General features: G+C 46.2%; 23 protein-coding genes. 5 read left to right on the top strand and 18 right to left on the bottom strand.

Annotated elements, in window-relative coordinates:
• Positions 1-96: 96 nt before the first annotated feature.
• The 16 genes from REC12_RS22510 to REC12_RS22435 all read right to left on the bottom strand — a co-directional run bounded on the left by REC12_RS22510 (position 97) and on the right by REC12_RS22435 (position 16125).
• Positions 97-963: a 3-hydroxyacyl-CoA dehydrogenase family protein gene (locus REC12_RS22510; RefSeq protein ID WP_308898142.1), complete on the bottom strand. Its 867-nt coding sequence runs from the start codon at positions 961-963 to the stop codon at positions 97-99.
• Positions 964-1022: 59 nt separating this feature from the next.
• A complete protein-coding gene (locus tag REC12_RS22505; protein WP_308898140.1) occupies positions 1023-2837 on the bottom strand; it encodes an acyl-CoA dehydrogenase family protein in 1815 nt (604 codons plus the stop codon).
• A 28-nt stretch (positions 2838-2865) separates the two neighbouring features.
• Positions 2866-4167, bottom strand: a complete 1302-nt coding sequence (locus REC12_RS22500; protein ID WP_308898137.1) for a DUF362 domain-containing protein — start codon at positions 4165-4167, stop codon at positions 2866-2868.
• Positions 4168-4248: 81 nt separating this feature from the next.
• Positions 4249-5142 carry an MBL fold metallo-hydrolase gene (locus REC12_RS22495; protein ID WP_308898135.1) on the bottom strand — a complete coding sequence of 298 codons (894 nt, stop codon included), beginning with the start codon at positions 5140-5142 and terminating at the stop codon, positions 4249-4251.
• A 282-nt stretch (positions 5143-5424) separates the two neighbouring features.
• Entirely contained in the window at positions 5425-6825 is a 1401-nt protein-coding gene (locus REC12_RS22490) for a sigma-54 interaction domain-containing protein (protein WP_308898134.1), read from the bottom strand.
• Positions 6826-7118: 293 nt separating this feature from the next.
• A complete protein-coding gene (locus REC12_RS22485) occupies positions 7119-7907 on the bottom strand; it encodes an enoyl-CoA hydratase/isomerase family protein (protein WP_308898133.1) in 789 nt (262 codons plus the stop codon).
• 134 nt (positions 7908-8041) lie between these two features.
• A complete protein-coding gene (locus REC12_RS22480; RefSeq protein WP_308898132.1) occupies positions 8042-8830 on the bottom strand; it encodes an alpha/beta fold hydrolase in 789 nt (262 codons plus the stop codon).
• Positions 8831-8958: 128 nt separating this feature from the next.
• Entirely contained in the window at positions 8959-10608 is a 1650-nt protein-coding gene (locus REC12_RS22475; protein ID WP_308898131.1) for an AMP-binding protein, read from the bottom strand.
• Between the two features lie 183 nt (positions 10609-10791).
• The gene (locus tag REC12_RS22470; RefSeq protein ID WP_308898129.1) at positions 10792-12282 is read right to left on the bottom strand and encodes a 4-hydroxyphenylacetate 3-hydroxylase family protein; all 1491 of its coding nucleotides are present in this window, start codon (positions 12280-12282) and stop codon (positions 10792-10794) included.
• A 29-nt stretch (positions 12283-12311) separates the two neighbouring features.
• A complete protein-coding gene (locus REC12_RS22465) occupies positions 12312-13091 on the bottom strand; it encodes an enoyl-CoA hydratase/isomerase family protein (RefSeq protein ID WP_308898127.1) in 780 nt (259 codons plus the stop codon).
• Positions 13092-13298: 207 nt separating this feature from the next.
• A complete protein-coding gene (locus REC12_RS22460; RefSeq protein WP_308898126.1) occupies positions 13299-13703 on the bottom strand; it encodes a MaoC family dehydratase in 405 nt (134 codons plus the stop codon).
• Positions 13700-14098: an FAS1-like dehydratase domain-containing protein gene (locus REC12_RS22455; protein ID WP_308898125.1), complete on the bottom strand. Its 399-nt coding sequence runs from the start codon at positions 14096-14098 to the stop codon at positions 13700-13702. The genes REC12_RS22460 and REC12_RS22455 overlap by 4 nt, the downstream gene beginning before the upstream one ends.
• A 38-nt stretch (positions 14099-14136) precedes the next feature.
• Positions 14137-14334 carry a hypothetical protein gene (locus REC12_RS22450; RefSeq protein ID WP_308898124.1) on the bottom strand — a complete coding sequence of 66 codons (198 nt, stop codon included), beginning with the start codon at positions 14332-14334 and terminating at the stop codon, positions 14137-14139.
• Positions 14335-14347: 13 nt separating this feature from the next.
• Entirely contained in the window at positions 14348-14935 is a 588-nt protein-coding gene (locus REC12_RS22445) for a hypothetical protein (RefSeq protein ID WP_308898123.1), read from the bottom strand.
• A gap of 39 nt (positions 14936-14974) precedes the next feature.
• A complete protein-coding gene (locus tag REC12_RS22440) occupies positions 14975-15277 on the bottom strand; it encodes a 4Fe-4S binding protein (protein ID WP_308898121.1) in 303 nt (100 codons plus the stop codon).
• Between the two features lie 14 nt (positions 15278-15291).
• Positions 15292-16125 carry a 4Fe-4S binding protein gene (locus REC12_RS22435; RefSeq protein WP_308898119.1) on the bottom strand — a complete coding sequence of 278 codons (834 nt, stop codon included), beginning with the start codon at positions 16123-16125 and terminating at the stop codon, positions 15292-15294.
• 491 nt (positions 16126-16616) lie between these two features.
• Between REC12_RS22435 and REC12_RS22430 the strand changes: the two genes are divergently transcribed.
• From REC12_RS22430 to REC12_RS22415, 4 genes are all read left to right on the top strand, one after another.
• Positions 16617-17099, top strand: coding sequence for a hypothetical protein (locus REC12_RS22430; protein ID WP_308898118.1), 483 nt, complete (start codon positions 16617-16619; stop codon positions 17097-17099).
• A gap of 282 nt (positions 17100-17381) precedes the next feature.
• Positions 17382-17954, top strand: a complete 573-nt coding sequence (locus tag REC12_RS22425) for an RNA polymerase sigma factor (protein WP_308898116.1) — start codon at positions 17382-17384, stop codon at positions 17952-17954.
• A complete protein-coding gene (locus tag REC12_RS22420) occupies positions 17929-18411 on the top strand; it encodes an anti-sigma factor (RefSeq protein WP_308898112.1) in 483 nt (160 codons plus the stop codon). Before REC12_RS22425 ends, REC12_RS22420 begins: the two co-directional genes overlap by 26 nt.
• A 16-nt stretch (positions 18412-18427) precedes the next feature.
• Positions 18428-19105 carry a B-box zinc finger protein gene (locus tag REC12_RS22415; protein WP_308898111.1) on the top strand — a complete coding sequence of 226 codons (678 nt, stop codon included), beginning with the start codon at positions 18428-18430 and terminating at the stop codon, positions 19103-19105.
• Here REC12_RS22415 and REC12_RS22410 read toward each other — a convergent pair.
• Positions 19091-19684 carry a nitrogen regulation protein NR(II) gene (locus REC12_RS22410; protein ID WP_308898109.1) on the bottom strand — a complete coding sequence of 198 codons (594 nt, stop codon included), beginning with the start codon at positions 19682-19684 and terminating at the stop codon, positions 19091-19093. The two genes, REC12_RS22415 and REC12_RS22410, sit on opposite strands and share 15 nt — an antisense overlap.
• A 377-nt stretch (positions 19685-20061) precedes the next feature.
• Between REC12_RS22410 and REC12_RS22405 the strand changes: the two genes are divergently transcribed.
• Positions 20062-21762 (top strand): acyl-CoA dehydrogenase family protein, encoded by a 1701-nt coding sequence (locus REC12_RS22405; RefSeq protein ID WP_308898107.1) that lies wholly within the window; start codon positions 20062-20064, stop codon positions 21760-21762.
• A gap of 7 nt (positions 21763-21769) precedes the next feature.
• Here REC12_RS22405 and REC12_RS22400 read toward each other — a convergent pair whose 3' ends face one another.
• Entirely contained in the window at positions 21770-21934 is a 165-nt protein-coding gene (locus REC12_RS22400) for a hypothetical protein (protein WP_308898106.1), read from the bottom strand.
• Between the last annotated feature and the right edge of the window lie 184 nt (positions 21935-22118).

Raw genomic sequence — 22118 nt, 5'->3', positions numbered from 1 at the left:
ACAGATTCAATTTAAAAAAGACCTCAGTCATTTGGGCGACTAAGGTCTTTTTAAATTGAAACCTTTTACTCTGAAAATTCCCGGCTTATGGAGCAATCAGTCATAGGTATAAAAACCTTTTTTCGTTTTGACACCGTATTCCCCTTTGGCATATTTCTCAACCAGGATGGGAGATGGTTTATCACCTGGGTCATGGGTATCCTGATAACGTTCCATTCCTATATAATACGCCAAATCAATACCTGTAAAATCCATCAGCCGGAAAGGTCCCATGGGGTGACCCAGGGCATTGGTAACTGCCAAATCAATCTCTTCCGGACCGGCAATTCCCATGTCGGCTAAAAACATCGCTTCATGATTCAGGGCCGCTAAAATACGGTTTACTAAAAAGCCATAGATTTCTTTTTTCAGCCAAACTCCGGTTTTGCCGAGTTTAGCTGCCAGATCCATGGTTACTTGGGCCGTTTCCTGAGAAGTATGCGAACCTTGCACCACTTCTACAAGTTTCATGACTAACGCCGGATTGAAAAAATGCATGTTGCAGATTTTTTCCGGGCGTTTAGTGACATCGGCAACTTTGGAGCTTACGATAAAGGAACTATTGGTAGCTAAAATCGCATGAGATGGTGTGATTCTGTCTAAATCCGCAAAAAGCTTACGCTTAATGTCAATTTTCTCGACGGCGGCTTCAATCACAAAATCAGCATCTCCGGCCGCTTCCTCCAAATTTGAACTGAAACTTAAATTTTCCAAGGCCATAGCGGCTTGTTCTTGTTTCATTTTTCCTTTGGCCACCCGCTCCGGCAGGTAGGTGCGTGCAAAATCTTCCGCTTTGCGCAACATCTCCTCGCTAATATCTGTACAACTCACTTTGTACCCGGCTAAAGCTGCGCACAAAGAAATCTGGTGCCCCATGTTTCCCGCGCCAATAACACATATTTTTTTAATCTCTTCCACCTTCATAATTTCGCTCCCCCTTTATTTGCTGTCAGAGAATCCAGCTCCGCCTGACAGTTATTTTTTTAGAAAGCCTCTTCGGGCATATCCATAGCCGAGGTGTCGGCTTCTTTGATAATTTGCGCCGTTGCCATAACATCCGGAAGAATATTGCGCACATAGAATTTAACCGTAATAATTTTGCCTTGGTAGAAGGTCAAGTCTCCCGCTCCTTGATCCAGCTTCTCCTGAGCGACCAACGCTTGGCGCATAAGCAGAAACGCCCCGTATAATTCAGCTGTCATGCGCAATATTCTGGTGCTGTATAAAGGCACAAGGCGGATGTCCCCTTTAAAATAGCCGTACATTGTTCCCATCATTTCCTGATAAGCCTGGATTGCCTGGTTAAGCAAGGTGAATTCACGCGCCAACACACTGTTTTCCAGGTTGTTTTGCGTAAAGGTAATGATTTTCTGCAGCCATTCTCTAAAAATACTGCCCTTATCCAAGCTCCATTTGCGGCCAACAAGGTCCATAGATTGGATAAAGTTAGTGCCTTCCCAAATTGAGTAAATCTTCACGTCACGTGCCTGACGGGCCACCGGATACTCCTCAGTGAAGCCATACCCGCCGTGAATTTGAATGGCCTCGGTAATCATTAACCAGGCCTGATCTGAACAATAGGCCTTAACTAAGGGAGTTATGACTTCTACCTGACGTTTTGCTTCTCGGACTTCTTCAGCTTCTCCGCCATATTCCGCCAAGTCCAGATAGTAATAGGCTTGGAATATCATAGCGCGCATAGCCTCAAGGGTGGCTTTTTGCATAAGCAACATCCGGCGTATATCTTCATGCTGGATGATGGGAACTCTCTGACCTTTGGGATCGGTAATCGGACGGCCTTGAATGCGCTCTTTGGCATACTCGACCGCATTGTTGTACGCTACCGTCGCCACACCCAAAGCGCTATGCCCTGTATCAAGGCGCGAACCGTTAATCATCTTAAACATCTGAGCCATACCTTGCCCAAACCCTTTTTCATCCGGCGCGCTCCCTAAAAGAAAACCCCGGCACTGACCTTCTTCTCCAAAACTCAGTACTGCTGTTGACGAACCTTTCAGACCCATTTTATGTTCAATGCCGACCGTGGCAACGTCATTCACTTCTCCCAGGCTTCCATCCTCATTGACCCAAATCTTCGGCACAATAAACAGAGACAAACCTTTCGTTCCGGGGGCGGCCCCATCAATGCGCGCCAGCACTAAGTGAATAATGTTCTCAGTAAGGTCATGATCTCCCCCTGTGATAAAACACTTTGTTCCTTTTATTTTATAAATGATGGGATCATCTGTGGGGTAAGCTTTGGACAACATATCTCCAACATCAGAACCGCCGCCGGGCTCTGTCAAACACATGGTCCCTCCCCACTCGCCTTTAAACATTTTGGGGGTATAAAGGCTGATTTGCTCGGGAGAGCCAAAAGCCTTGATCACAGAAGCAATACCGCCGGTCAGCCCAATGTAGGGGGTCATGGCTGGATTCGCTCCAATCATAAATTCCCGAACAGCCTCACATAAGATCGCCGGTAAAGTGCCTTCTCCGTCCACGTCCTTATTGCTGCCACCCCAGCCGTTTTCCGCAACAAAACGAAAAGCGTGATGGAAGGACGGCGGGACCGTAACTTTGCCCTCTGCAAAAACCGCTCCTATCTTGTCCCCTTCGTCATTGGTCGGGGCAACAACTTCTTTGCTCATTTTCAAAGCTTGATCCAGAATTCCGTCGACATCATCAATGCTCAGATAATCCCGAAAGCGCTTAAGCTCAAGTATTTTCCCGCCATCCAACCATTCTTTGATAATAAATTTGTGGTCGCGATTGCTGTAGGCATATTTGCTTGCCATCTATTATTCCTCCCATTTGATCATATTTTTACTTGACAGACCAGTCGGATAGCTTGAAGTCCGCGTCCTTTTTATAGCGATCCAGTAAATAATGACGGAAGCGCACATACTCCTGATAATCACAGTCAATTCCCGCTTCAGCCAAAACCTCCACAAATTTCTTAAGATCCGGCGGACATCCCCAGAGAGGAATCGCCTTCTTGATCTCCGGATTATCTTTATTTAAGTGACAAGCACACTTTCCAAAGAGCACGCTGTTGTCAAATCCGGGAGACGCTAAGCGATTCTTGCCGCTTACCACCTCAACGTTGGGAAAAGGACTGCCTTTATAGGCCGAGGAAAAGAGGATCAACATCGGATTATATTGTACCGAGCAGCCTGTGCATAAGCTGCTGTCGTACTTGCGAATTGCCAAGCCGGAAATGCCACGTTTTTCAAAGCCCGCCGGGCCTGTGTCTTGCCCGGTCCACTCCCAATCGTATTCTACAAACTCCTGATGATCAGCTACCCTCTCTCCGCGGATATCGTAAGCGGCCAGTTCCGTACTATAGCCATGGCGTTGAGCAAAATTGCTGAGATGTTCCACATCTTGCGCCGGATAGCCAAGGATAGCTGAACCCACCAGATCACACGCGTAGGAGTCCCGGGAAGATATGAGCAAGTTTTTGCGATACGCTTTTCCCGTGGGTCCCGGACCTTTCTCCAGAGTATATAGGCCGTCAATAATTGTCAGAGCAACAGGGAGCTTTTCAATGATCCGTGGAAACATTGAACTAAGCTCTTGATCACCTACACCGTGGCAAAGTTGTTTGGACCTTTTATTAAGACACCCTTTGAGGTTTTTTATTCCCAAGGAAACCTTTGCTTGATTGTGCGTTTTTAATACAGGCACATTAATGATCTTTTCAGCTTCCAGAGCCCGTTTGGCAATTTCAAGTTTTAGCCCGTCTCCATAATCGACAGGCACAAATTCTTCCTGATTGAAATCTACAAGCTTAACTCCATAGCGTTCTGCCAATTTATGATATCCCAAGGTTTCATAAACGGCTTCTCCTTTAGGACTAAGCACAGGCAGAGCGCCTTCACCAATTGTCAGATCCTTAAAGCCATGTTCGGCAAGAATGCGGACTAAAGCTTCGATCACAACGCTCGTAGTTACTACCCCGAAAGGAGGAAAGGGTAATTCGAAGTCCCAGCTGACAATGTTCGGTTTGATCAGGATTTTTTCGTTGGTGTTCAAACCGGCCAGGCCGTGACATAAATTCAGACTTTCCTGGAGAGATTCGTAAACATCTGTTACTTTGACGATGGACACGGATGGTTTGACCATAAAACTCCCCTCTTCTTTAAGATCTTTTTCAATTCATTCTGATTTAGTTGGTTGCCTTATCCCCTTGAGGACCAACACCTCTTAAGCGCAGGTTTTGTATTTTCCGTCAGACTTCCTGACTATCTTCCCCTGTTTAACTAAGCGCTTCAGATGTTTTTCCAACATCGTCTGTTCAAAAAAGCGATAGGCTTTCTGTGGTTCCGGGTAGCGCTGGAAAATAATTTTCCGATCGAGAAGATCTGCCGCTCCCCTGGGAACCTGAAGGTGCTTGAGGATTTGTTCGTCACGGAGATCAATCATTGCCGCATACCTCTTTAAGCGTTCTGGAATATGATCCCCGATAATTCCCGCATGGCTTGTGACCAATATCTTAGGGTTTAAATCAATAAGCCGATTGATGGAAGCCACGAATTCCTCAAGATCTGAACGCACATTGCCATACCACGGACCAAAAGAGGAAAGATCAATATCCCCTGAGAACAAGATGCCGGCCTGAGGTTCAAATAAAGCAATGTGTCCCCGGGTGTGCCCCGGTGTATGAATAACTTTCAAGGCGATGTCTCCAAAATCCAAAACTTCGCCGTCCGAAAGCTCCCGGTCCACTTCCCGACCTGACGGTCCGCCGGGAAAATGTTCGGGTACCGGGAAATCAGAAGGTTCAGAGAAACCCGTGTAAGCCATAAATTGATCCGCAGAACGTATTGGCGGGGCGTCAAGAGTGTGGACCCAAATCTTGGCCTGCGGAAAATACTTATTTCCGTAAGCATGATCCAAGTGAAAATGAGTGTTAATGATGACATCAACCCGGCCGCCCGCGAGGATTTTCTCCCGCCGGCTGACGCCAAATCCCGTATCTACCAAAACTCTCCTGTTGCCTTCAATCAAGAGGCCATTACTGTACGGGAATCGCCCGCCTTGTTCCCCTGAGATAAATAACAGCTTAGGCAGCAATTGAATAAACATCTCTTCATTCATAGTTAATCCCCCGGTTTCGCGCTGCGCTTAAACCGTCTGGAGGTCCTTAAGCTTAGGTCCTCTCCGCTCCTTACTTGCATTTTGTTGGCTTGGTTTGCTTAATATTGCAAATTTCATGCCACAAATTTCTTCATAGCAAAAACCCTTCAAATCAGCTCTTAGCATCTTTGAAGGGTTTTTCTCTGTATAAATTTAATACATATCAAAGAATCCGGTAAAGAATATCGTATATAAAACGCACAGAAGCTTTATGATTCCCCGCCCTCGGAGATCAGCCCCAGGCTACTCCTCAATCCCATACCTGCGCAATTTATCATAAAAAGCCCGTCTCGAAATGCCTAAAGCTCTCATAGCCTTAGAGCGATTATTGTTGCTGTTTGCCAAAGCTGCTAATATCAGTTCTTTCTCAACTTTTGCCACAGCCTCTTTAAGGTCACCGTGTTTATCTTTTATATACAACGGCTCGCCGTTGCTCGGAATAACATGCCCCGGCAAGTGCCGTATCTCAATCAGGGAGCCATTGCAAACGATACTCGCGTGTTCGAGAACATTCTGCAATTCACGAATATTGCCCGGCCAGTCATATTGCTGAAATATCCTCACAACTTGGGACGAAAGACTCAATTCATGACCGACTTCCCGAGAAAACTTATCCAGAAATGTTTTGGTTAAAGCCATCAAGTCATCTTTGCGTTCACGGAGAGGATTTAAATTAAGAGGAACAATGTTAAGCCGGTAATAGAGGTCCTTACGAAACGTTCCGGCGGCGATCATTGCTTCCAGATCCCTGTTAGTGGCCGCAATAACTCGAATATCCACTTTAACGGTTGCAGACCCTCCTACCCGTTCGAACTCTTTTTCTTGAAGAACCCTCAGCAATTTGGCCTGCATAGTTAAACTCATATCCCCGATCTCATCCAAGAAAATGGTACCGCTATGAGCTAATTCAAATTTGCCAAGTTTTCCTCCTTTTTTGGCTCCGGTATAAGCCCCCTCTTCATAGCCAAACAATTCGCTTTCTATTAAGGTCTCCGGGATAGCCGCGCAATTTACCTTAATCAGGGGTTTGTCTTTACGGCGGCTGGCGTTATGAACAGCCTTGGCCAAAACTTCTTTGCCCACACCGCTTTCCCCGAGAATCAGCACAGTGCTGTCAGTCCTGGCTACCTTTGCCGCCAACACCAAGGTTTCTTTAACATTGCGGTTTTGACCTACGTATTCCTTAAAGGAGAGGGGCAGTTGTTCCCACTGTTCCAACTGCTCTTTTAAATAATCGGCAACACCTTTGGTTTGCTGCAGTTCTCGGTTTAACTCAACCACTTCCGTAACATTTTTAAATGTAGAAATACAACCTATAATATGTTTTCCCTTATAAAGAGGAAAGGTGCTTCCCACTACATCAATTCCTAAAGAATCCAAATGATCTGCGCCATTATTGGCCCTTCCATTGCATAAAACTTTAATCGCTGCGGCATCAGGTTCGATTTTGTCGAGCCTGCGGCCCAAAACTTTAGCTACGGGAACTCCTAAAATTCGAGCGTAGGCTTCATTGGCATAGACAATGGTTGTATTGGAGTCGATCACCAGTACCACGTCATGGATCTTATCCAGGATTTTAAATAACAATTCCTGATCCCAGCACGGAAAATCGTTTGTTGTGACAGCATGGGCTCCGGTACTCATGTTATTCCTCCATCTTTTTGTATCTTTTGTAAACATTATACCCGAGTAAAGCTTAAAAAGTAAAGATGGATACCATAATATTTTAAAAATTCCAACTATTCTATCGAGAAGCCTCCTCTTGCACTCAAATAAGAAATCCCAGAGCCGAAACTTTCGTCCCCAGGATAGATAAACTTTGCAGATCTTAATCTTAATCTGTCACTCAAGGTGTCAATAACCATAGCAAAATCGTCCGGCAGCCATCATTTGGCCTTGAAGATGCCGCCTATAAATACGTTATCAGCTGCCATGAATTAGCGGCCGCGAAAGCTGGGTTTTCTTTTTTCAAAAAAAGCCGAGATCGCTTCTTTAAGATCCTCCGTGCCGCAACAGTAAGTAGACTGAGCCTGTTCAAATAAAAGCCCCGCGGCTACACTGCTCTCTGCGGCCAGATTAATCCCTTTTTTGGCAAAGGCGACACTTGACGGCGGATAGGCCGCCATCTTCTGAGCTAAGCGAATCGTCGCTTCTCTTAATTTATCGGCTGGAACAACTTTTTCCACAAGACCAATTTGCAGGGCTTCCTCTGCCCCTATTTCTTCGCAAGCCATGATAAGCCTTTTGGCCTGTCCGGTTCCTACAAGTTTTGTTAGTCTCGTTGTCCCGCCCATGTCCGGAGCTAAGCCTAATTTAACCTCCGGCAAGCTTAATCTGAGGTTTTCGGCGGCAATTCTAATATCACAGCCCAACATAAGTTCCACGGCAGATCCGAAACAGAATCCCTGAACTCCAATAACAACCGGTATGGAGAGGGTTTGCCAAAAGCTGTAAAGCCCCTGCAGATGAGTTAAGGTTGCTTTTACTTTTTCCGAGCTGACCTCGTGAAGCATTTTCAGGTCAATTCCCGCCGAAAAGTTATCGCCGTTGGCAACAATAGCTAAAGCTCTCAACTCCTCCATACCTAAAATATCCTGCTGCAGAGCCCCCAATTCTTTGAGAAATTCATCTCCTACGACATTCATCTTCTCGGCATTGTCCAAAATAAGCGCACCGCAATAGTCTTGTTTTTCAAATTTGATAACGCTGCCGTAATTATTGCTCATTCGTATTGCCTGGCTTTAACCAAGCTTCACCTCTTTCTTGTTAAGTTTATCTCTGCCCTGTCATTAGTTTATTTATATTCGTAATGCTGCCCTCTAAACCTTAGGAGTGTGTTTCGTCCGCCGGATAAGTATTGTTAAACGTTTGCGCCGGATGCCGAAATCCGAAACTGATTCAGAAAGCTGCGGATTTCCTCTGCCACTTCAGCGGCTTTCTCCTCCATGCACATATGCCCCGCAGAGCCGATAACCTTCAAGTCCGCCCCGGGAAGCTTGCTTGCCAGGAACTGAGCGTATTTCACAGGAGTCATGACATCTTCATCCCCTACCAGGATTAAACTGGGTACTTGAATTTTTTCCGCGTCCCCTACCCGGTCAAACTCATTGCAGGCGTGGAAATCAGCCCAGAACACTTCCGGCGAAATCTTCTCCAGTTCTTTCATTTCCCCGGCCTTTTGCTCGTCCGGCGTTGCCGAGCCATACAAGTGATTGACATCCTTAAAAGGCATCTTGCCTGCGGCCAAAGCGTCTAAAATACTTTGAGCCACTCGCAGGCGGGCGCCCGTCCCGATAAGGATCAGACCCTTTACTTTTTCCGGATAGCGCAAGGTAAACTCCTGCGCAACAGCTCCTCCCATAGAATGCCCGCCTAGAATAAAGGTTTCTAAAGCCAAGGCCTGCGCAAAATCGGCGATGAATTCAGCCATTGAACCAATATCCTTCAGCAGCGCTCCTTCGGAATTGCCATGTCCGGGCAGGTCTACAGCGAATAGGGTTTCTTGATTTTGCCAATTTGAGAATTGTCCCGACCAACGCTGACTGGAACCTCCGGCGCCATGAATCAAAACAACGGGCAAGAAATTTCCGCTCTTTCCGCTTGTACACAAATAGAACGTCTTCGTTCCTTTGACACTGAGATAAGGCATACAATTCACTCCTTTCGTGGAGCCTGAACGGCTGAACCGGCTTACCTGGAGCAGCCCTCAAGGCTTTAATTGTAATCTCAGTAATTTTATTCAACATAAAGGGAGCAAAGCCCTTCGTCTCGTGAAAGCTATTGTTCTTTTAAAAGGCGCCGCAAGACTTTTCCGGCCCCGGTGGACGGCAATGAATCACGGAATTCCACCAAACGCGGAGACTTATAAGGGGACATTCTTTGTTTAGCCCACTCCATTATTTCTTGAGCCTTAATATGCTCAGAGTGTCCCGGTTTAAGTACCACAAAGGCTTTGATGACTTCGCCCTTTTGGGGATCGTCAACACCGGCCACCGCCACCTGAGCAATCGCTTCATGCCTGATCAGCATTGCTTCCACTTCCTCCGGGAAGACACTGTAACCCGATACTTTAATCATTTCTTTAAAGCGTCCGCAAAACACCAAATAGCCCTCTTCGTCCAGGTACCCCATATCTCCGGTATGAAGCCAGCCATTGCGCAACGTTCGCCCGGTATCCTCAGGCCTGCGCCAATATCCCTTAAAAACTCCCGGATTTTTCAGGACGATTTCGCCCATTTCACCTCTAGCTTTTTTCTCACCTGTTTCCGGATCAAGAATGTGAATCTTTGTCTCGTAGGTCGGAATCCCTTGAGTTCCATATTTTATGGCCCGGACAGGCATAAACGTGTCTCCGGTATGGGTTTCGCTCAAACCGTAAGCTCCCTCGTAAAGCTTACAACCACCGGTAAATTTCTCCCATTCCCCCGCCAGCTCAGATGTCAGGTTAATTCCAAAACTGGTGGCGGCATTGATTTTTAGGGAAGAGAGATCATATTGCAAGGCATTAGGCGCCTGCATAACGTAAACGTTCATAGGAGCAACACTATACCACCATGTACATCTGTAACGATCAATCCCCTGTAAAACGGCGGCAGGGTCGAAACGATGAAGCAGTACGGTAGTGGCGTTGGCATAAATTGTGCAATTTAATCCCATCAGCATTCCGGCAATATGATAAAGCGGAGCAACGGAAAGTATTATTTCCTCCCGCTTAATTTGGTTGCTCTGGGCAGTCGCGGCAGCTTTAAAAAGGGCATTTTGGTGGGTCAGCATAGCTCCCTTCGGCTGACCCGTTGTGCCGGAAGTATATACCATTAAGGCGATGTCCTCCAAGGTTATGTCTGCAGCCTGACGGGCTGCTTCCGTGTTGTCAAGAGCCGTCAGCAGATCAGTCGCACCGGGGACGGACAATTTATCCCGGCAAATCTCTTCCGGAAGATCTATCGTCGCTTTGGAAGGAAGAAGGTCCCCGTAATTTGTCAGGATAACCTGTTCAATACCTGTCCGGGGAAGTACCTTTAGGACAATATCGTATAAATTATCGGCGGCAACAATAAATTTAGCCTGGGCATCCTTTAATTGATATTCAAGTTCCCATTCTTTAAACAAAGGGCTGCATGGACAAACGACTCCCCCGCTTTTCTGGATTCCGTAATGAGCAATAAAGTATTGCGGACAATTGGAAAGAAAGAGCGCGACCCGATCTCCTTTTGCCAGCCCTTGATTTTTCAAAAAAGCGGCAAACCTCTCGCTGAGATCATTAAGTTCCCAATAGCTTATCTCCCGGCCATACCAAACGATGGCCGTCTTCTCCGGAGTCAAAGAGGCATAATCGCGCAAATACTCGTACAAAGGTTTTTGACCCCGGAGATAGCATAAGTCCGAAGCTAAATTGGCCGGCCAACTCTTAGGTTCATGGGTGTCCATGGCGTACCTCCTCTAATTGTTACCTACTTGTTTACCCTCATTGCGGATTAGTCAGCGGATTAACCGGACCCCCTCGGGCTATCTTTCTTTAACAGCGCTCCCCTAACTTTCAGGTTGGGGGAGACTTTGTTTTTCCTGCTTTCTACTTTTGATCTCTATTTTCTTATAGCTTGGCGCCTAATCCTAAGGCTGTTCCCGCTGCTTTTTCGCTCTGGGGGCCATTCCGGCAATTGCCCGAACCATGTCTTTCTTAGACTCCAGATCGTATTGGGAAGTGATGGCAATTTGCTCCATGATCGGAGAGCCTCCACCGTGATAAGCGCCATATTGGGAAGTACCGGCATAGCCTGACAAACCAAAGTCAATAAAGTTCATCCAGAATTTAATCTGATCCTCAATGGGCATTTGAGGATGGCGGCTCAGGTATTTTTCCAGGAGATGCTTCGTTTCCGGATTCATCAGATCCCCTTCGAAAGGAAACGTGGCCGGAATACCGCCCGCGATATTGCATAAAATTTCCTGTTCATGAAACACGGCCTCCCCGGTTAAGCAGCGGCCGACATTCGAATAGATAGAATTCGGGATGTAGCTGCCCGGCCCATAGGGAACCGTGCCCAGACCAGGTATATAAACTTCGGGCTTAGCCAGAGCAGAAGCCGTATAGCCGGCGGCATAGCCGAGCTCGCCGGTCACAATCAGCTTAGAGAGCATTTCGCGGACATGATGAGTCTTGCTGATCCCGTTGATCTCAGCCGCCAGTCCTGCCAAGCCGATGACATAATCGAGCTGAGCCGGTTTGCATCCCGAATAAGAATGGCGATGAAAGAGGGCAAAAAGCAAAGCAGCTAAGCCGCCGTGTTGGATTTCACCGCACAAAAATACCCGCTCCCATGGAACAAAACAGTCCTCAAAAATAATATACGAATCGGTGTATCCCGTTTCGATCCCTTTTTGGTAGTAGTCGCGTTTGCGGTTCCTGTGATAATGGACAACCTGCTTGATCCCTTCATAATCTGAAGGAATTGCAAAACAAACAGCGTAAGCTTCCTCACCTTTTTGCAGGGCCCGATTGGGGACAACTAATATTTCGTCGGAAATTGAGGCTTCGGAAATATGAACCTTGGCACCGCGGACAACGATGCCGTCGCTCCGTTCTTCAACAACATGAACATACATATCCGGATCTGTCTGTTCGGCCGGCCGTTTTAAGCGCTCGCCTTTAACATCGGTCTGAGCACAGCTGGCGACAAGGTCTTCCCTCTGAAACCGCTCCAGCCATTTGAGGAAATTGTCGTGGTAAGCGGTTTTGGCCTTAGGTGATTTCTGAGCCTCATAGGAGACTGCATTGATGGCATTGGCCGCATCAATTCCCATGCAACGTTGAATACACCCTCCAACCTTGTTGCACAGAAGCCGAGTCATATCCTGTTTTTTATGAAGGTCCTCCGTACTTTGATGTATGTGGTTAAAACGATTAATGGTTTCCCCTGTGATGTGGGATATTGCTGTGCACAGCTCTTTGCTGGCGGGGTCCCAAGCGGCGTCGAAGGTTAAACCCATGACATTAAGAGCGCCCTCTTGGCGCGGATCAAGCCTGTCGATCTTTTCCCCATTCGCATAGAGATTTCTGTTCATTTTGCTTAGCTTTTCTAAATACTCTGCTCTTGTTCGCATCTTGTTTCCTCCTCTAAAATCCTAGGGCATTATTTTCCTTGGAACTTAGCCGGCCTCTTTTCTAAAAAGGCTTTCATGCCTTCTTTTTGATCTTCCGTAGCAAAGAGAAGGCTGAAGCATTTATGTTCATATTGCAGTCCTGCTTCCAAATCCATTCTCAGCCCCTCATTGACAGCCGATTTCGCCATATTCAAAGCTACTGCTCCACGCGCCGCAAAACGTTTGGCCATCTTGTCGGCTTCTTCAAATAACCGGTCGGCGGGCACTACTTTATTGACCAGTCCGATGCGCCAAGCTTCTTCAGCGTTGATAAAATCCCCGCTAAAAATCAGTTCCTTCGCCCGACCGGAACCAATCAGGCGGGGCAGACGCTGAGTCCCCCCTCCGCCCGGGAGAATTCCCAGTTTGATTTCCGGCAAGCCCAACTGAGCATTGTCGGCGGCAATACGGACATCCGCCGCTAATGCCAGCTCGCATCCGCCCCCCAGGGCATACCCCGAGATCGCCGCAATTACCGGCTTCGGCATATTCTCAAGCAAATTAAAGGCCCGGTGAGAAGGATGGTTTCCGCTAGAAACAGCGACAGCCGTCGCTGAAGCCATCTGTCCGATGTCGGCGCCGGCGGCGAACACCTTGTTGCCTCCGGTGATAATTACAACCCGAACCGAATCGTCCGCCCCAAGCGTTAAGGCCACGTCCGCCAGCTCATTAAAAACCTGATTACTCAGGGCATTTAAAACTTCGGGCCGATTTAAAGTAACCGTTGCGATACCTTCCTCAATTTTTACCAAAATCGTTTCGTATACCATGTCAATCCTCCTAATCAGCGAGATTTAATCTGTTCAGCAAGAAGCAAAGCCAGCCTTAACTCCTGCTCCTCGTAAAATCCTGAACCTTTCGCCAAATCATGTTGCAAGAACCATGCCAGCCATTAGAAATAATAAAAAGCCCTCCAGACTGCCTAATCAGCAACTGGGGGGCGAGAAACTTGTATGGAATTAATACACCTCTAAATATTAACGATTAATGGCAATATGAGCTAAACCTGACACAACTTTTTCGCCGCGTTCGTTTAAGGCCGTTAAATCGCATACTAAAATGTTTTCAGAGCGAGCTCTTATAAAGCCGGAACATAAAATAGTATCCCCGGGACGAACCATTTGCTCAAAGCGCACTTCCAGTTTGGTAATTCCCCCTTCTTCCCCGATCCAATCCGTAAGCATAGCGGCCACTTGAGCCATGGACAGCATTCCATGAGCGATGATTCCTCCCAGGCCGGCTTGACGGGCGTAATTGTCATCCAGATGAATAGGGTTGAAATCTCCGGAAGCCTCAGCATACTGCCTGATTTGCATAGCAGTGGGAACCCATTTGCGAACCGGAAGGCGATCGGAAACCTGGTATTCGAACAAACTTTTCACTGAGCTCCCTCCTTTGCCGGGGCAATCAGAATGGAGCTGCTGGAAAATACCAGTTCCCCGGTTAGATCCTGCCCGATCGTCTCCAGCACTACAAACGTCATTTTTCCCAGTTTACCGCCGCGGTCATAAATATCTTTCACCCGTCTTTTATAGGAGATGCTGTCTCCAAGGCGGATCTGGCGATAATAGGTGATTTTTTGTTCCCCATGAATCATTCCGGCGACAGGCAATTCCACTCCGCTGATAGGCGCCTGCAGCAGCGTCCCTACAAAGGTTGGAGGCACTCGGTCATTGAAAGGGACTCCCGTGGCCTCAGCGAACCGCCGCACCTCATCGGGTCTGATTTTTATTACTGCCGACTCACTTTCCCGGCCGATTAATTCTTTACCAAGCATAAGCCCCCACCTTCCCTCTCAAGATCGATCCCTTTAATTTAAAGATTTAATTTTTCTCGCAATGTCATCAGTTTTCTTTCAACAACCGCTAATTTAGGGTCAAGAGCATTTGCCAGCATATACTCATTTAAAGCTGCTGTAAGATTGCCCAGAGATTCTTGGTAAATACCTTCACCATAATGCCTTAACGCTAAATTTTCATAGTCTAAGTCATCGTGGTTGTGTCCAATGTGCATTCTGACTCCCCCTTTAACGCGGGCAAAAAACGAGTTCGCAAGCTCCATTGTCATCCTTGCGGCAAGTCATGTCTAAATTCAGGCCGATTTTTGCTGCGGCGGCTCTGCTTGCGGCTAAACAAAAAGCCTCGCAAGATTTGATGCCCCTCTCAGTGAATTGCTTGCCGAGGCCGCAATTAAAACTGCGCACCTTTAAAGTTTTCGTTGTGGCCTGAGTCACCGTCCAGGCGTCCCGGGGGCGTAAGCTCAGGATTCCCAGCTCAATATATCTCTCAAACACGTGAGGAAAGTGTACTCCCGTTTGCTTGGCCACTTGTTCAATCATAGCGGCGGTTCTATCCCGACAGGCTTCCGAATCCGCTTCCTGAATCAAAACCTTCATAAATTTCTCACCCTGTCTAGCCAATTCCTCGTCACTGACTTCACTCTCTTGACTGAACAGATTTCCCAGAGGAAATTCCTTGTTAACCTTGTCGATAAGTTCTCTGGGCATATCATACCTATAATCTTGACCGGGATTTATTTTCAAACGCCGGTTGGGGGCAACCTCAGTGCTGGGATTGCCTTTGATTTTTTGCAAAGCTTTAAAATCTAAAGCCATGGCCTAACTCCCCTTCCTTCTCCAATTCCGGGCCAGCCTTTACGACTGACGTTCCTTTAGTTGAGCCGCCCGTTCCGCCCGAAACATTTGGGCGAGTTGTTCCTGAGGTATAAACGTAAGTTCAATTGCCTTTGTCGGACAAACCTTAACACAGTCGCCGCAGCCGGAGCATTTGTCGTAATAACGCCCGATAATTTTATATTCGCCAGGGTCACTTTCCCGCCCTTTCCAGACCTTTGTCGGTCCGCAGACAAAGACAACGGATGGACACACGCTTAAGCATTGGCGGCAATTTAATGGGTCTGTACATAATGCATAGTCTATTTTAATTTGAGCGATCATTTTGTTCCTCCCCTTTACCAATTTTCCGCTAACCCCGGCATACTTTGCCGGTCATACAATTCGATAGCGCCGGTGGGACAAGCGGTCACACAAAGCCCGCAGCCGAAGCACTGATCAAGGTCAATATAAGCTTTGTTCGTGTAGACTTCCAAATTAAGAGCTTTAAACTGACAACGGCCCAAACAGCTTTTGCAGCCTGTGCATTTTTCGCGCTCCACTTTGGCCACGGAATGCCCTTTTAATAAAAATTTAAAATCATAGTCGATGCGGTTGCGAACTGCCACACAGCCCGGATATTCACATTGGCATAGCCCCCCGATGTAGGGAGTGCCGAAGACATCAACAGTTTGTACCCGCCCTTCCTTATGATTCATCATAGCCCATTCCTTAGCTTCCTCAGGGGTAACAAACTCTACTCCGCCGCGGTAAGTCTCCGGCCAGCGTTCCCATTTATACATGCCGGGGCCTATGCCCATGCAAGTAAAGTTTTCCTCATCCGGCATACCCCGTTGTACCCGGCGGCAGCCACAGGTCATTTTGGCCAAAGGATAAGCAATGTCCAGGATCTGTAAATACTCATCCAAAGTGACCACTTGCCCAAAGTGCGTTTGATAGGCCTGTTTTAAGGCATCCCGCTTAATTTCTTCTTCCCACTCCCGATCTCCGCTCAGGCGTGCTTTCACTAGCTCGGCCACTACACCTGCACCCATGCCCGCGGATTGGGGATCTGCATCGGCACCCGAGGCCTCTTCCCCTTCTTTACGCACCTTATAAAGGCGGCGGGCATAATTTTCCGGATTAAGATACCACTTTTGACCATTACCATATTTTTCACATACCCAACACATTTGGAACTCCCTCCCTTTTTTGACATTGCCGGCAAGTATAATCTTTGTTAAACTCTTTCTGCAGCATAAGCACAACTCAATAGAATCCTCGTGTCAATTATGAAGATTTTTAAGCAACCTGGGTTCCGGTATATCTGCAAGGCAGACATATCTTCTTATAACGATGTAAGCAATTTTTATGCCAATGAACTCATTTCCGCTAAAACTCAACAGCAAGGATTCCGCTGCAATCTTTCCGCGCAGGATTTTACCAAAGCCGCCAATCTCCAAGAGGAAAAATCCCTTCCCAGCGACAGTCGTAGAATTTGAAAAAACGGCTATGCTAACGCCAGGGGCTTATGTCTCAATCAGATACACTCTGTATACTTGCCATACATGACCTGTTGCGCAAAGTCTCTCCTGGAAGCGGCGGAAAATTTCCGGTCTGCATTTCAAATAAAGGAATTTTTAAACTTCCGACGAAATAATCACTAAGAGAATACTATTATGAGGTGATCAAGATAGCGATAAGTATTCTAATCGTAATAATACCTGTAATTTTCATTGTTCTGGTCATAGCAAGTATTGTCGGTATTAAAAAAGGAAGCGGGGTATCTCCGGAAAGGGGACATGAAATGATTAAAACTGTCTATGTCTATTTAATCCTCTTCGCAACATTGATGATGACGATTGGCGGCACTGTAGCCGCTTTTATGGCTGTCGCAGACATCGTTTCTCCGCCTGCCAGCTATCAGAGTTTTGAACAATACCGGATGGTGCCCGAGTATAAACAAACAACAACCTCAGGACAGCCGCAAGGGCAAACACTGACTGATGCCGAATTAAAAGTAAAATATGACCAAATGGTTGCCGAAGAAAAAGCGCTCACTAGGACAAGAGCGGTAAATAGCCTGATAAAGAGCTTTGGCTGGATTGTTATACCCTTTCCCATATTCTTATTTTTTCAAAGCAACGTGCGGAAGCAGCCTGTCTAACTGTTGAACTATTAATGTTTTAGAAACCCCGGAACATTAAAAGGTTATAAAGAAGACTTGATTCAGGCGGAGTTTTACTCCAACTGAATCCTAGTCGCACTTATCCAGGGACTTAGCCGCTCTTGACTCACCGCTTGCCAAAGCGGGAGTCTTAGAGCGGCTTAGTCATCGGATAAAGCCCAGAACTAATCCCGCTGAAATTCAGACAGCGGGATTTTACGTTTATTGACGTATAAATTAATAATCAAACGTCTAAAGGGTTGTAAAGGCGGTGATTAATATTTGCATGATGATGAAATAATTCGCAGTATCCTTAAAGGACACGGGGAGCGCTATGATGATATCGTTGAACGCTATCAGACAGGGGTATACCGAACCGCCTACTACTACACCCGAAATGCCGAAGACGCCCGAGACATCACTCAGGAAATTTTTATCAAAGCGTATAACAGCCTTGAGGGGTTCAAACAGGGGGCGGCTTTTTCAACTTGGCTTTACCGGATCGCCGTCAATCATTGCCTGGATTGGTGCCGGAAAAAAAAGCCGCTTTACGCAGAAGCAGCGTGCTTAAATAATCTCCATGACATGAGAGACGGCCCTGAGGATCTGCTGTTGCGTCAAGAAACGTCAGCAGCAGTACAGGCCGCCGTGGCAAACTTGCCGGACATTTACCGAACCGTACTTATCCTGTACTACTTCGAAGACTTCAGCCCTCAAGAAATCGCTGAAATAACGGACACTTCCAAAAGAACCGTCGAAACCCGCTTGTTCCGCGGCCGAAAACTACTAAAAGAAAAACTAAATTCTTCATTGTCAGGAGGTGAAGGGCATGACATGTTCTCGAAGTGGGGATGATTGGCACAGCTATACTAAGAAAAATCTGGCTGATACAGTACTCTTGGATATGGCCGCCCATTTAACACATTGCCCTGAATGCCGGCACACTGTTGACCTTATCCGGGAAACCGACGACCTATTATCTAAAGGACGGGTCGCCTTCAGTCCTCCTTTAGACCTTAAAATTAATATCATGGCGTCCATCGATAAGAACAAATATAAAGCAAGAAAAAGTTCGTTCCCAACCTTTGATTTGAAAAATTGGGGACTCAGCATGGTGGCGGCAGGATTTCTCCTTTTCGCTCTGAACTTGTCATCTTTAGCCGTCAATTTCAAAGGCGCGCAAGTTGCCGAATTAAACAATGAGATTACGAAAGAGATAGTAGTTCCCTTTGACAAAATGAGTGAATTGACCCATGGTGTTCTTATGAAAATCAGCTCCCTGTCCACATACCAGGCAAAATCAACCAGATAATCAAGGAGGTCTAGCCATGAATTGCAATTACCATCCTAACCAAGCAGCTCAAGCTCTGTGTGAGAAGTGCAAACTACCGATTTGCGCAGAATGCACCATAATAATAGACGATAAGCCCCTCTGCCGCCATTGCATTCAACAAACCCTCTTTCCCGAACCAAACGCTCTGCCCAAAAGGTCGTTCCTGGAAAAGTTCCTCTTTTTCTGTATGAGTCTCATTCCAGGTGCAGCACACATGCAAATGGGCCTCTTTCGTCGCGGTTTACAGCTTATGATCATCCCTTTAGGCATGATTTTCGTATCTGATTTTATTGGTTTGGACAGTTTAATCCCCTTAGTTTTAATACCCGTTTGGTTTTTTAGTTTTTTTGAAAGCTATAACTTAAAAAAGCAACAACTACAGGGACTGAGCCTCAATGATCAAGATCTTTTTAACCATCAGTTATTCGACTACACTCTCCTGCTGAAAAACCGTCGCAGCATTGGCGTTATCGTCATCGTCATTGGTTTTCTCAGCTTATCTCACGTAATGGAACGTTACTCAATCCTGGCTCGTCTCCTTGGAAATTGGACTTATTATTACGTGCTAAGAGGCAGTTTCTTGCCATTGTGCCTTATTTTAGGGGGAATTTACTTGATCATAAAAGCGAAACAACCCCCTAAAATCCAAAGCGACATTTCAGATGACCATTGATTCGGACTTTAAGGTTGGATATAAGCGTTTGGCGCATTCCGGGCAAATATCATGAGTAAATTCCGCTTCCGAGTGTTCCTCAATATAATTCTCCACACGACTCCAATAACCCTTATCATCCCGAATCTTTTTGCATGACGCACAGATGGGGATGAGTCCCTGAAGCTCCGTAATTAAGGAAATATCTTCAATAATAATGACAACATAAGCCTGCCGCCTATATTCAAACGGTGAAGCACTCACAAAAACAGGCATCCCATTGCCCGAAAGAAATTCCAGTTTCCCTTTCGCCCGGCGCGTTTCTCTGGCTACGATGGCTTCAAGAGCAGTATTCCTGGTAATACATGTTTTACAAAAGGGGCTAAAACCGCACCCTAAGTCATTCTCCTGATGATGAAGACAGCCCAAAACTTCTCCGCAGCGCTCTCCCCGCAGCTCGTTTTCCTCATGAGAGCAGTAAGACAAGGCCGCATGATTTACCGCATGAACCAGCAACTTTGGATCAAGAACTAAGGCCAACTGAGGAATTGCATCAAATAATATCCTGGAAAATCCTCTTTTCATTAGTAAATTTTCCATATGCATCTCTCCTTTCATAGACCCCCATACAAGAAACAGATTCTTCTCAATCCTCCCCAATGTCTAAAAAATCGTCAGTCATTAGATAGAATATTCGACCATTTCTTTGTTTTTCCTATCTAAAAATGGACAAATATAGTTATACATGGAAATTTTTATTTAAAGTTTTTTTTCTAGACTAAAACCTCCCCGGTAAAAGCCGGAGAGGTTTTAAACTGTCTTCGAGTCGAGAAATCACACTATAACCAGAAGTCAAGGACATTCTGCTTAAGGTAAGCGGATAATGGTCTTTACTTTCAGAATATTTGTGAGATAATTAGGTCATTCGTAAATGAATATCCATTCATTATCACACGTCAAGAAAGGAGTTGAATTGCATGTCTTTATTGCTAAATCCTCAAAGCTATAACAGTCCGCAGAAAGATTTGCCCTCTAAAGAAATCATGGAGAAAACGATTCACTTTTTTGAGGACAAGGGTCTGGCGAGCATTAAAGAAGACGACCAAGCCAGCCGCTGGTATACTGATTTTCTCAAGTTTGTTAAAGAACATCAGATTTTTGCCACTCTTTTAACTCCTAAGGGCTATGGGGCTGAAGGTTCACGGTTTGATTTAAGCCGCGTCTGTGAGTTCAATGAGATTAGCGCCTTTTATTCCCTGTCCTATCAATACGCCTATCAAGTTACTATCCTTGGTTTGGGCCCCATCTGGATGGGGGATAATGAAAAGGCCAAACACCTAACAGCTCAAAAGTTGATCGAAGGAGGAATCTTTGCTTTTGGCTTATCGGAAAAAACCCATGGAGCAGACCTCTATAGCAACGAAATGGCCTTAACTCCCGGCAAAGAAGGACAATACTTGGCTAATGGCGGAAAATATTATATCGGCAACGCCAATAAAGCGGCCTTAGTCTCAACCTTTGGGCGCTACCAAGACACAAAGGAATATGTCTTTTTTACCGTCGATACTCAACATCGCAACTTCAAATTAAATAAAAAAATCTCCACTTCCGGCGTGCGAGCTGCCTATGTTGGAGATTATGAACTCATAGACTATCCGGTGACAACCGACACCATTCTTTCCAGCGGAACTTTGGCTTGGGACTCTTCCCTTTCTTCAGTAAATATCGGTAAATTTCAGCTCGGTTTCGCTTCCATCGGAATTTGTACCCATGCCTACTACGAAGCTTTAAATCACGCCGCACACCGTGAACTGTACGGCAAAAAAGTCACGGATTTCCCCCATATTCAAAAAATTTTTACCGAATCTTACGCCAGACTCATTGCTATGAAGCTCTATGCCCTAAGAAGCCTGGATTATTTCCGTTCCGCCTCGGACGAAGACCGGCGCTACCTGCTGTTTAATCCGATTCAAAAAATGAAAGTAACAACCCAAGGCATGAAAATCATTGAAATGCTTCTTGACGCCATTGCGGCCAAAGGATTTGAGCAGGATACGTATTTTGAAACCGCGATTCGGGACATAGGTATGATCCCGCGTCTGGAAGGTACCACTCACGTCAACATCGCCCTAGTCATTAAATTCATCCAAAACTACTTCTTCAATCCAAAAGAATACCCTGTCATTCCTCAACGTGACGATCCTGCCGACGATTCCTATCTCTTCCGTCAAAAAGCAGGAAAGCTGGCCTCTGTCCGCTTCCCCGACTATCGTCTGCCTTATGAAGGAATTCAGGTTCCCAATGTCTTGCTCTTTTTTCAGCAAGTTGAACTATTCCGCTCTTTCTTAGAACAAACCGCTCCCAATCAGGAGCAAGTCAAAAATATTGACTACATGCTGGCCTTGGGCGAAATGTTTACCTTAATCGTTTATGCTCAATTAATTTTAGAGAACTCCAAAATTCATTCCCTATCTTCCGCTTTGCTTGATGAGATTTTCAATTTCTTAGTGCGTGATTTTGCCCAATACGCTCTCTGTCAAATTTCCAATTACCAAAGCAGCGCAGGCCAAGAGGATCTCTTGAGAGCAATGCTCAAAAAGCCCAGCCTCAATCCCACAGTAACGCAGGCACTATGGGAAACGGAAGTTAAACCCTTGGTTGACAGCTACCGAACCTAAGACCGGTTTATTTAACCCTGCGCAGTTTCGTTTGTCTCTGGCCTTTTCCTAAAGGATAGACCTGCGCAGCCTTTTTTACCTTTTTCTTCTCTAAACGACGGCGGCGACGACCTGACCAATAACCAAAAAGCAAGATAATCCCCACTGCAATTGCTAACGTCAAATACCTCATAATCACTCACCCTTCAGAAACCCAATTCTCAGCAGCACTGATTTTAATGACTTCTCCAGGATTAGCTTATACTGTCCGTTTTTCAATTATCACCCACAGAAGATTTTTTATCCGCTGACTAATCCGCTCTAAGACTCCCGCTTCGGCAAGCGGTGAGTTAAGAGCGTCTAAGTCCCTGGCTAAG

It is taken from the genome of Candidatus Desulfosporosinus nitrosoreducens, from assembly GCF_030954495.1.
In the GTDB taxonomy this organism is placed as follows: domain Bacteria; phylum Bacillota; class Desulfitobacteriia; order Desulfitobacteriales; family Desulfitobacteriaceae; genus Desulfosporosinus; species Desulfosporosinus nitrosoreducens.
This window is presented reverse-complemented; position numbering and strand designations above follow the sequence as displayed.

Bases quoted from the DNA above. Each gene is read 5' to 3' on its own strand.
- REC12_RS22400 (WP_308898106.1), bottom strand. From the start codon at position 21,934: ATGAGGTATTTGACGTTAGCAATTGCAGTGGGGATTATCTTGCTTTTT.
- REC12_RS22485 (WP_308898133.1), bottom strand. From the start codon at position 7,907: ATGAGCAATAATTACGGCAGCGTTATCAAATTTGAAAAACAAGACTAT.
- REC12_RS22495 (WP_308898135.1), bottom strand. From the start codon at position 5,142: ATGAATGAAGAGATGTTTATTCAATTGCTGCCTAAGCTGTTATTTATC.
- REC12_RS22420 (WP_308898112.1), top strand. From the start codon at position 17,929: ATGACATGTTCTCGAAGTGGGGATGATTGGCACAGCTATACTAAGAAA.
- REC12_RS22475 (WP_308898131.1), bottom strand. From the start codon at position 10,608: ATGGACACCCATGAACCTAAGAGTTGGCCGGCCAATTTAGCTTCGGAC.
- REC12_RS22510 (WP_308898142.1), bottom strand. From the start codon at position 963: ATGAAGGTGGAAGAGATTAAAAAAATATGTGTTATTGGCGCGGGAAAC.
- REC12_RS22455 (WP_308898125.1), bottom strand. From the start codon at position 14,098: ATGCTTGGTAAAGAATTAATCGGCCGGGAAAGTGAGTCGGCAGTAATA.
- REC12_RS22445 (WP_308898123.1), bottom strand. From the start codon at position 14,935: ATGGCTTTAGATTTTAAAGCTTTGCAAAAAATCAAAGGCAATCCCAGC.
- REC12_RS22505 (WP_308898140.1), bottom strand. From the start codon at position 2,837: ATGGCAAGCAAATATGCCTACAGCAATCGCGACCACAAATTTATTATC.
- REC12_RS22435 (WP_308898119.1), bottom strand. From the start codon at position 16,125: ATGTGTTGGGTATGTGAAAAATATGGTAATGGTCAAAAGTGGTATCTT.
- REC12_RS22415 (WP_308898111.1), top strand. From the start codon at position 18,428: ATGAATTGCAATTACCATCCTAACCAAGCAGCTCAAGCTCTGTGTGAG.
- REC12_RS22405 (WP_308898107.1), top strand. From the start codon at position 20,062: ATGTCTTTATTGCTAAATCCTCAAAGCTATAACAGTCCGCAGAAAGAT.
- REC12_RS22450 (WP_308898124.1), bottom strand. From the start codon at position 14,334: ATGCACATTGGACACAACCACGATGACTTAGACTATGAAAATTTAGCG.
- REC12_RS22465 (WP_308898127.1), bottom strand. From the start codon at position 13,091: ATGGTATACGAAACGATTTTGGTAAAAATTGAGGAAGGTATCGCAACG.
- REC12_RS22480 (WP_308898132.1), bottom strand. From the start codon at position 8,830: ATGCCTTATCTCAGTGTCAAAGGAACGAAGACGTTCTATTTGTGTACA.
- REC12_RS22440 (WP_308898121.1), bottom strand. From the start codon at position 15,277: ATGATCGCTCAAATTAAAATAGACTATGCATTATGTACAGACCCATTA.
- REC12_RS22410 (WP_308898109.1), bottom strand. From the start codon at position 19,684: ATGGAAAATTTACTAATGAAAAGAGGATTTTCCAGGATATTATTTGAT.
- REC12_RS22490 (WP_308898134.1), bottom strand. From the start codon at position 6,825: ATGAGTACCGGAGCCCATGCTGTCACAACAAACGATTTTCCGTGCTGG.
- REC12_RS22500 (WP_308898137.1), bottom strand. From the start codon at position 4,167: ATGGTCAAACCATCCGTGTCCATCGTCAAAGTAACAGATGTTTACGAA.
- REC12_RS22470 (WP_308898129.1), bottom strand. From the start codon at position 12,282: ATGCGAACAAGAGCAGAGTATTTAGAAAAGCTAAGCAAAATGAACAGA.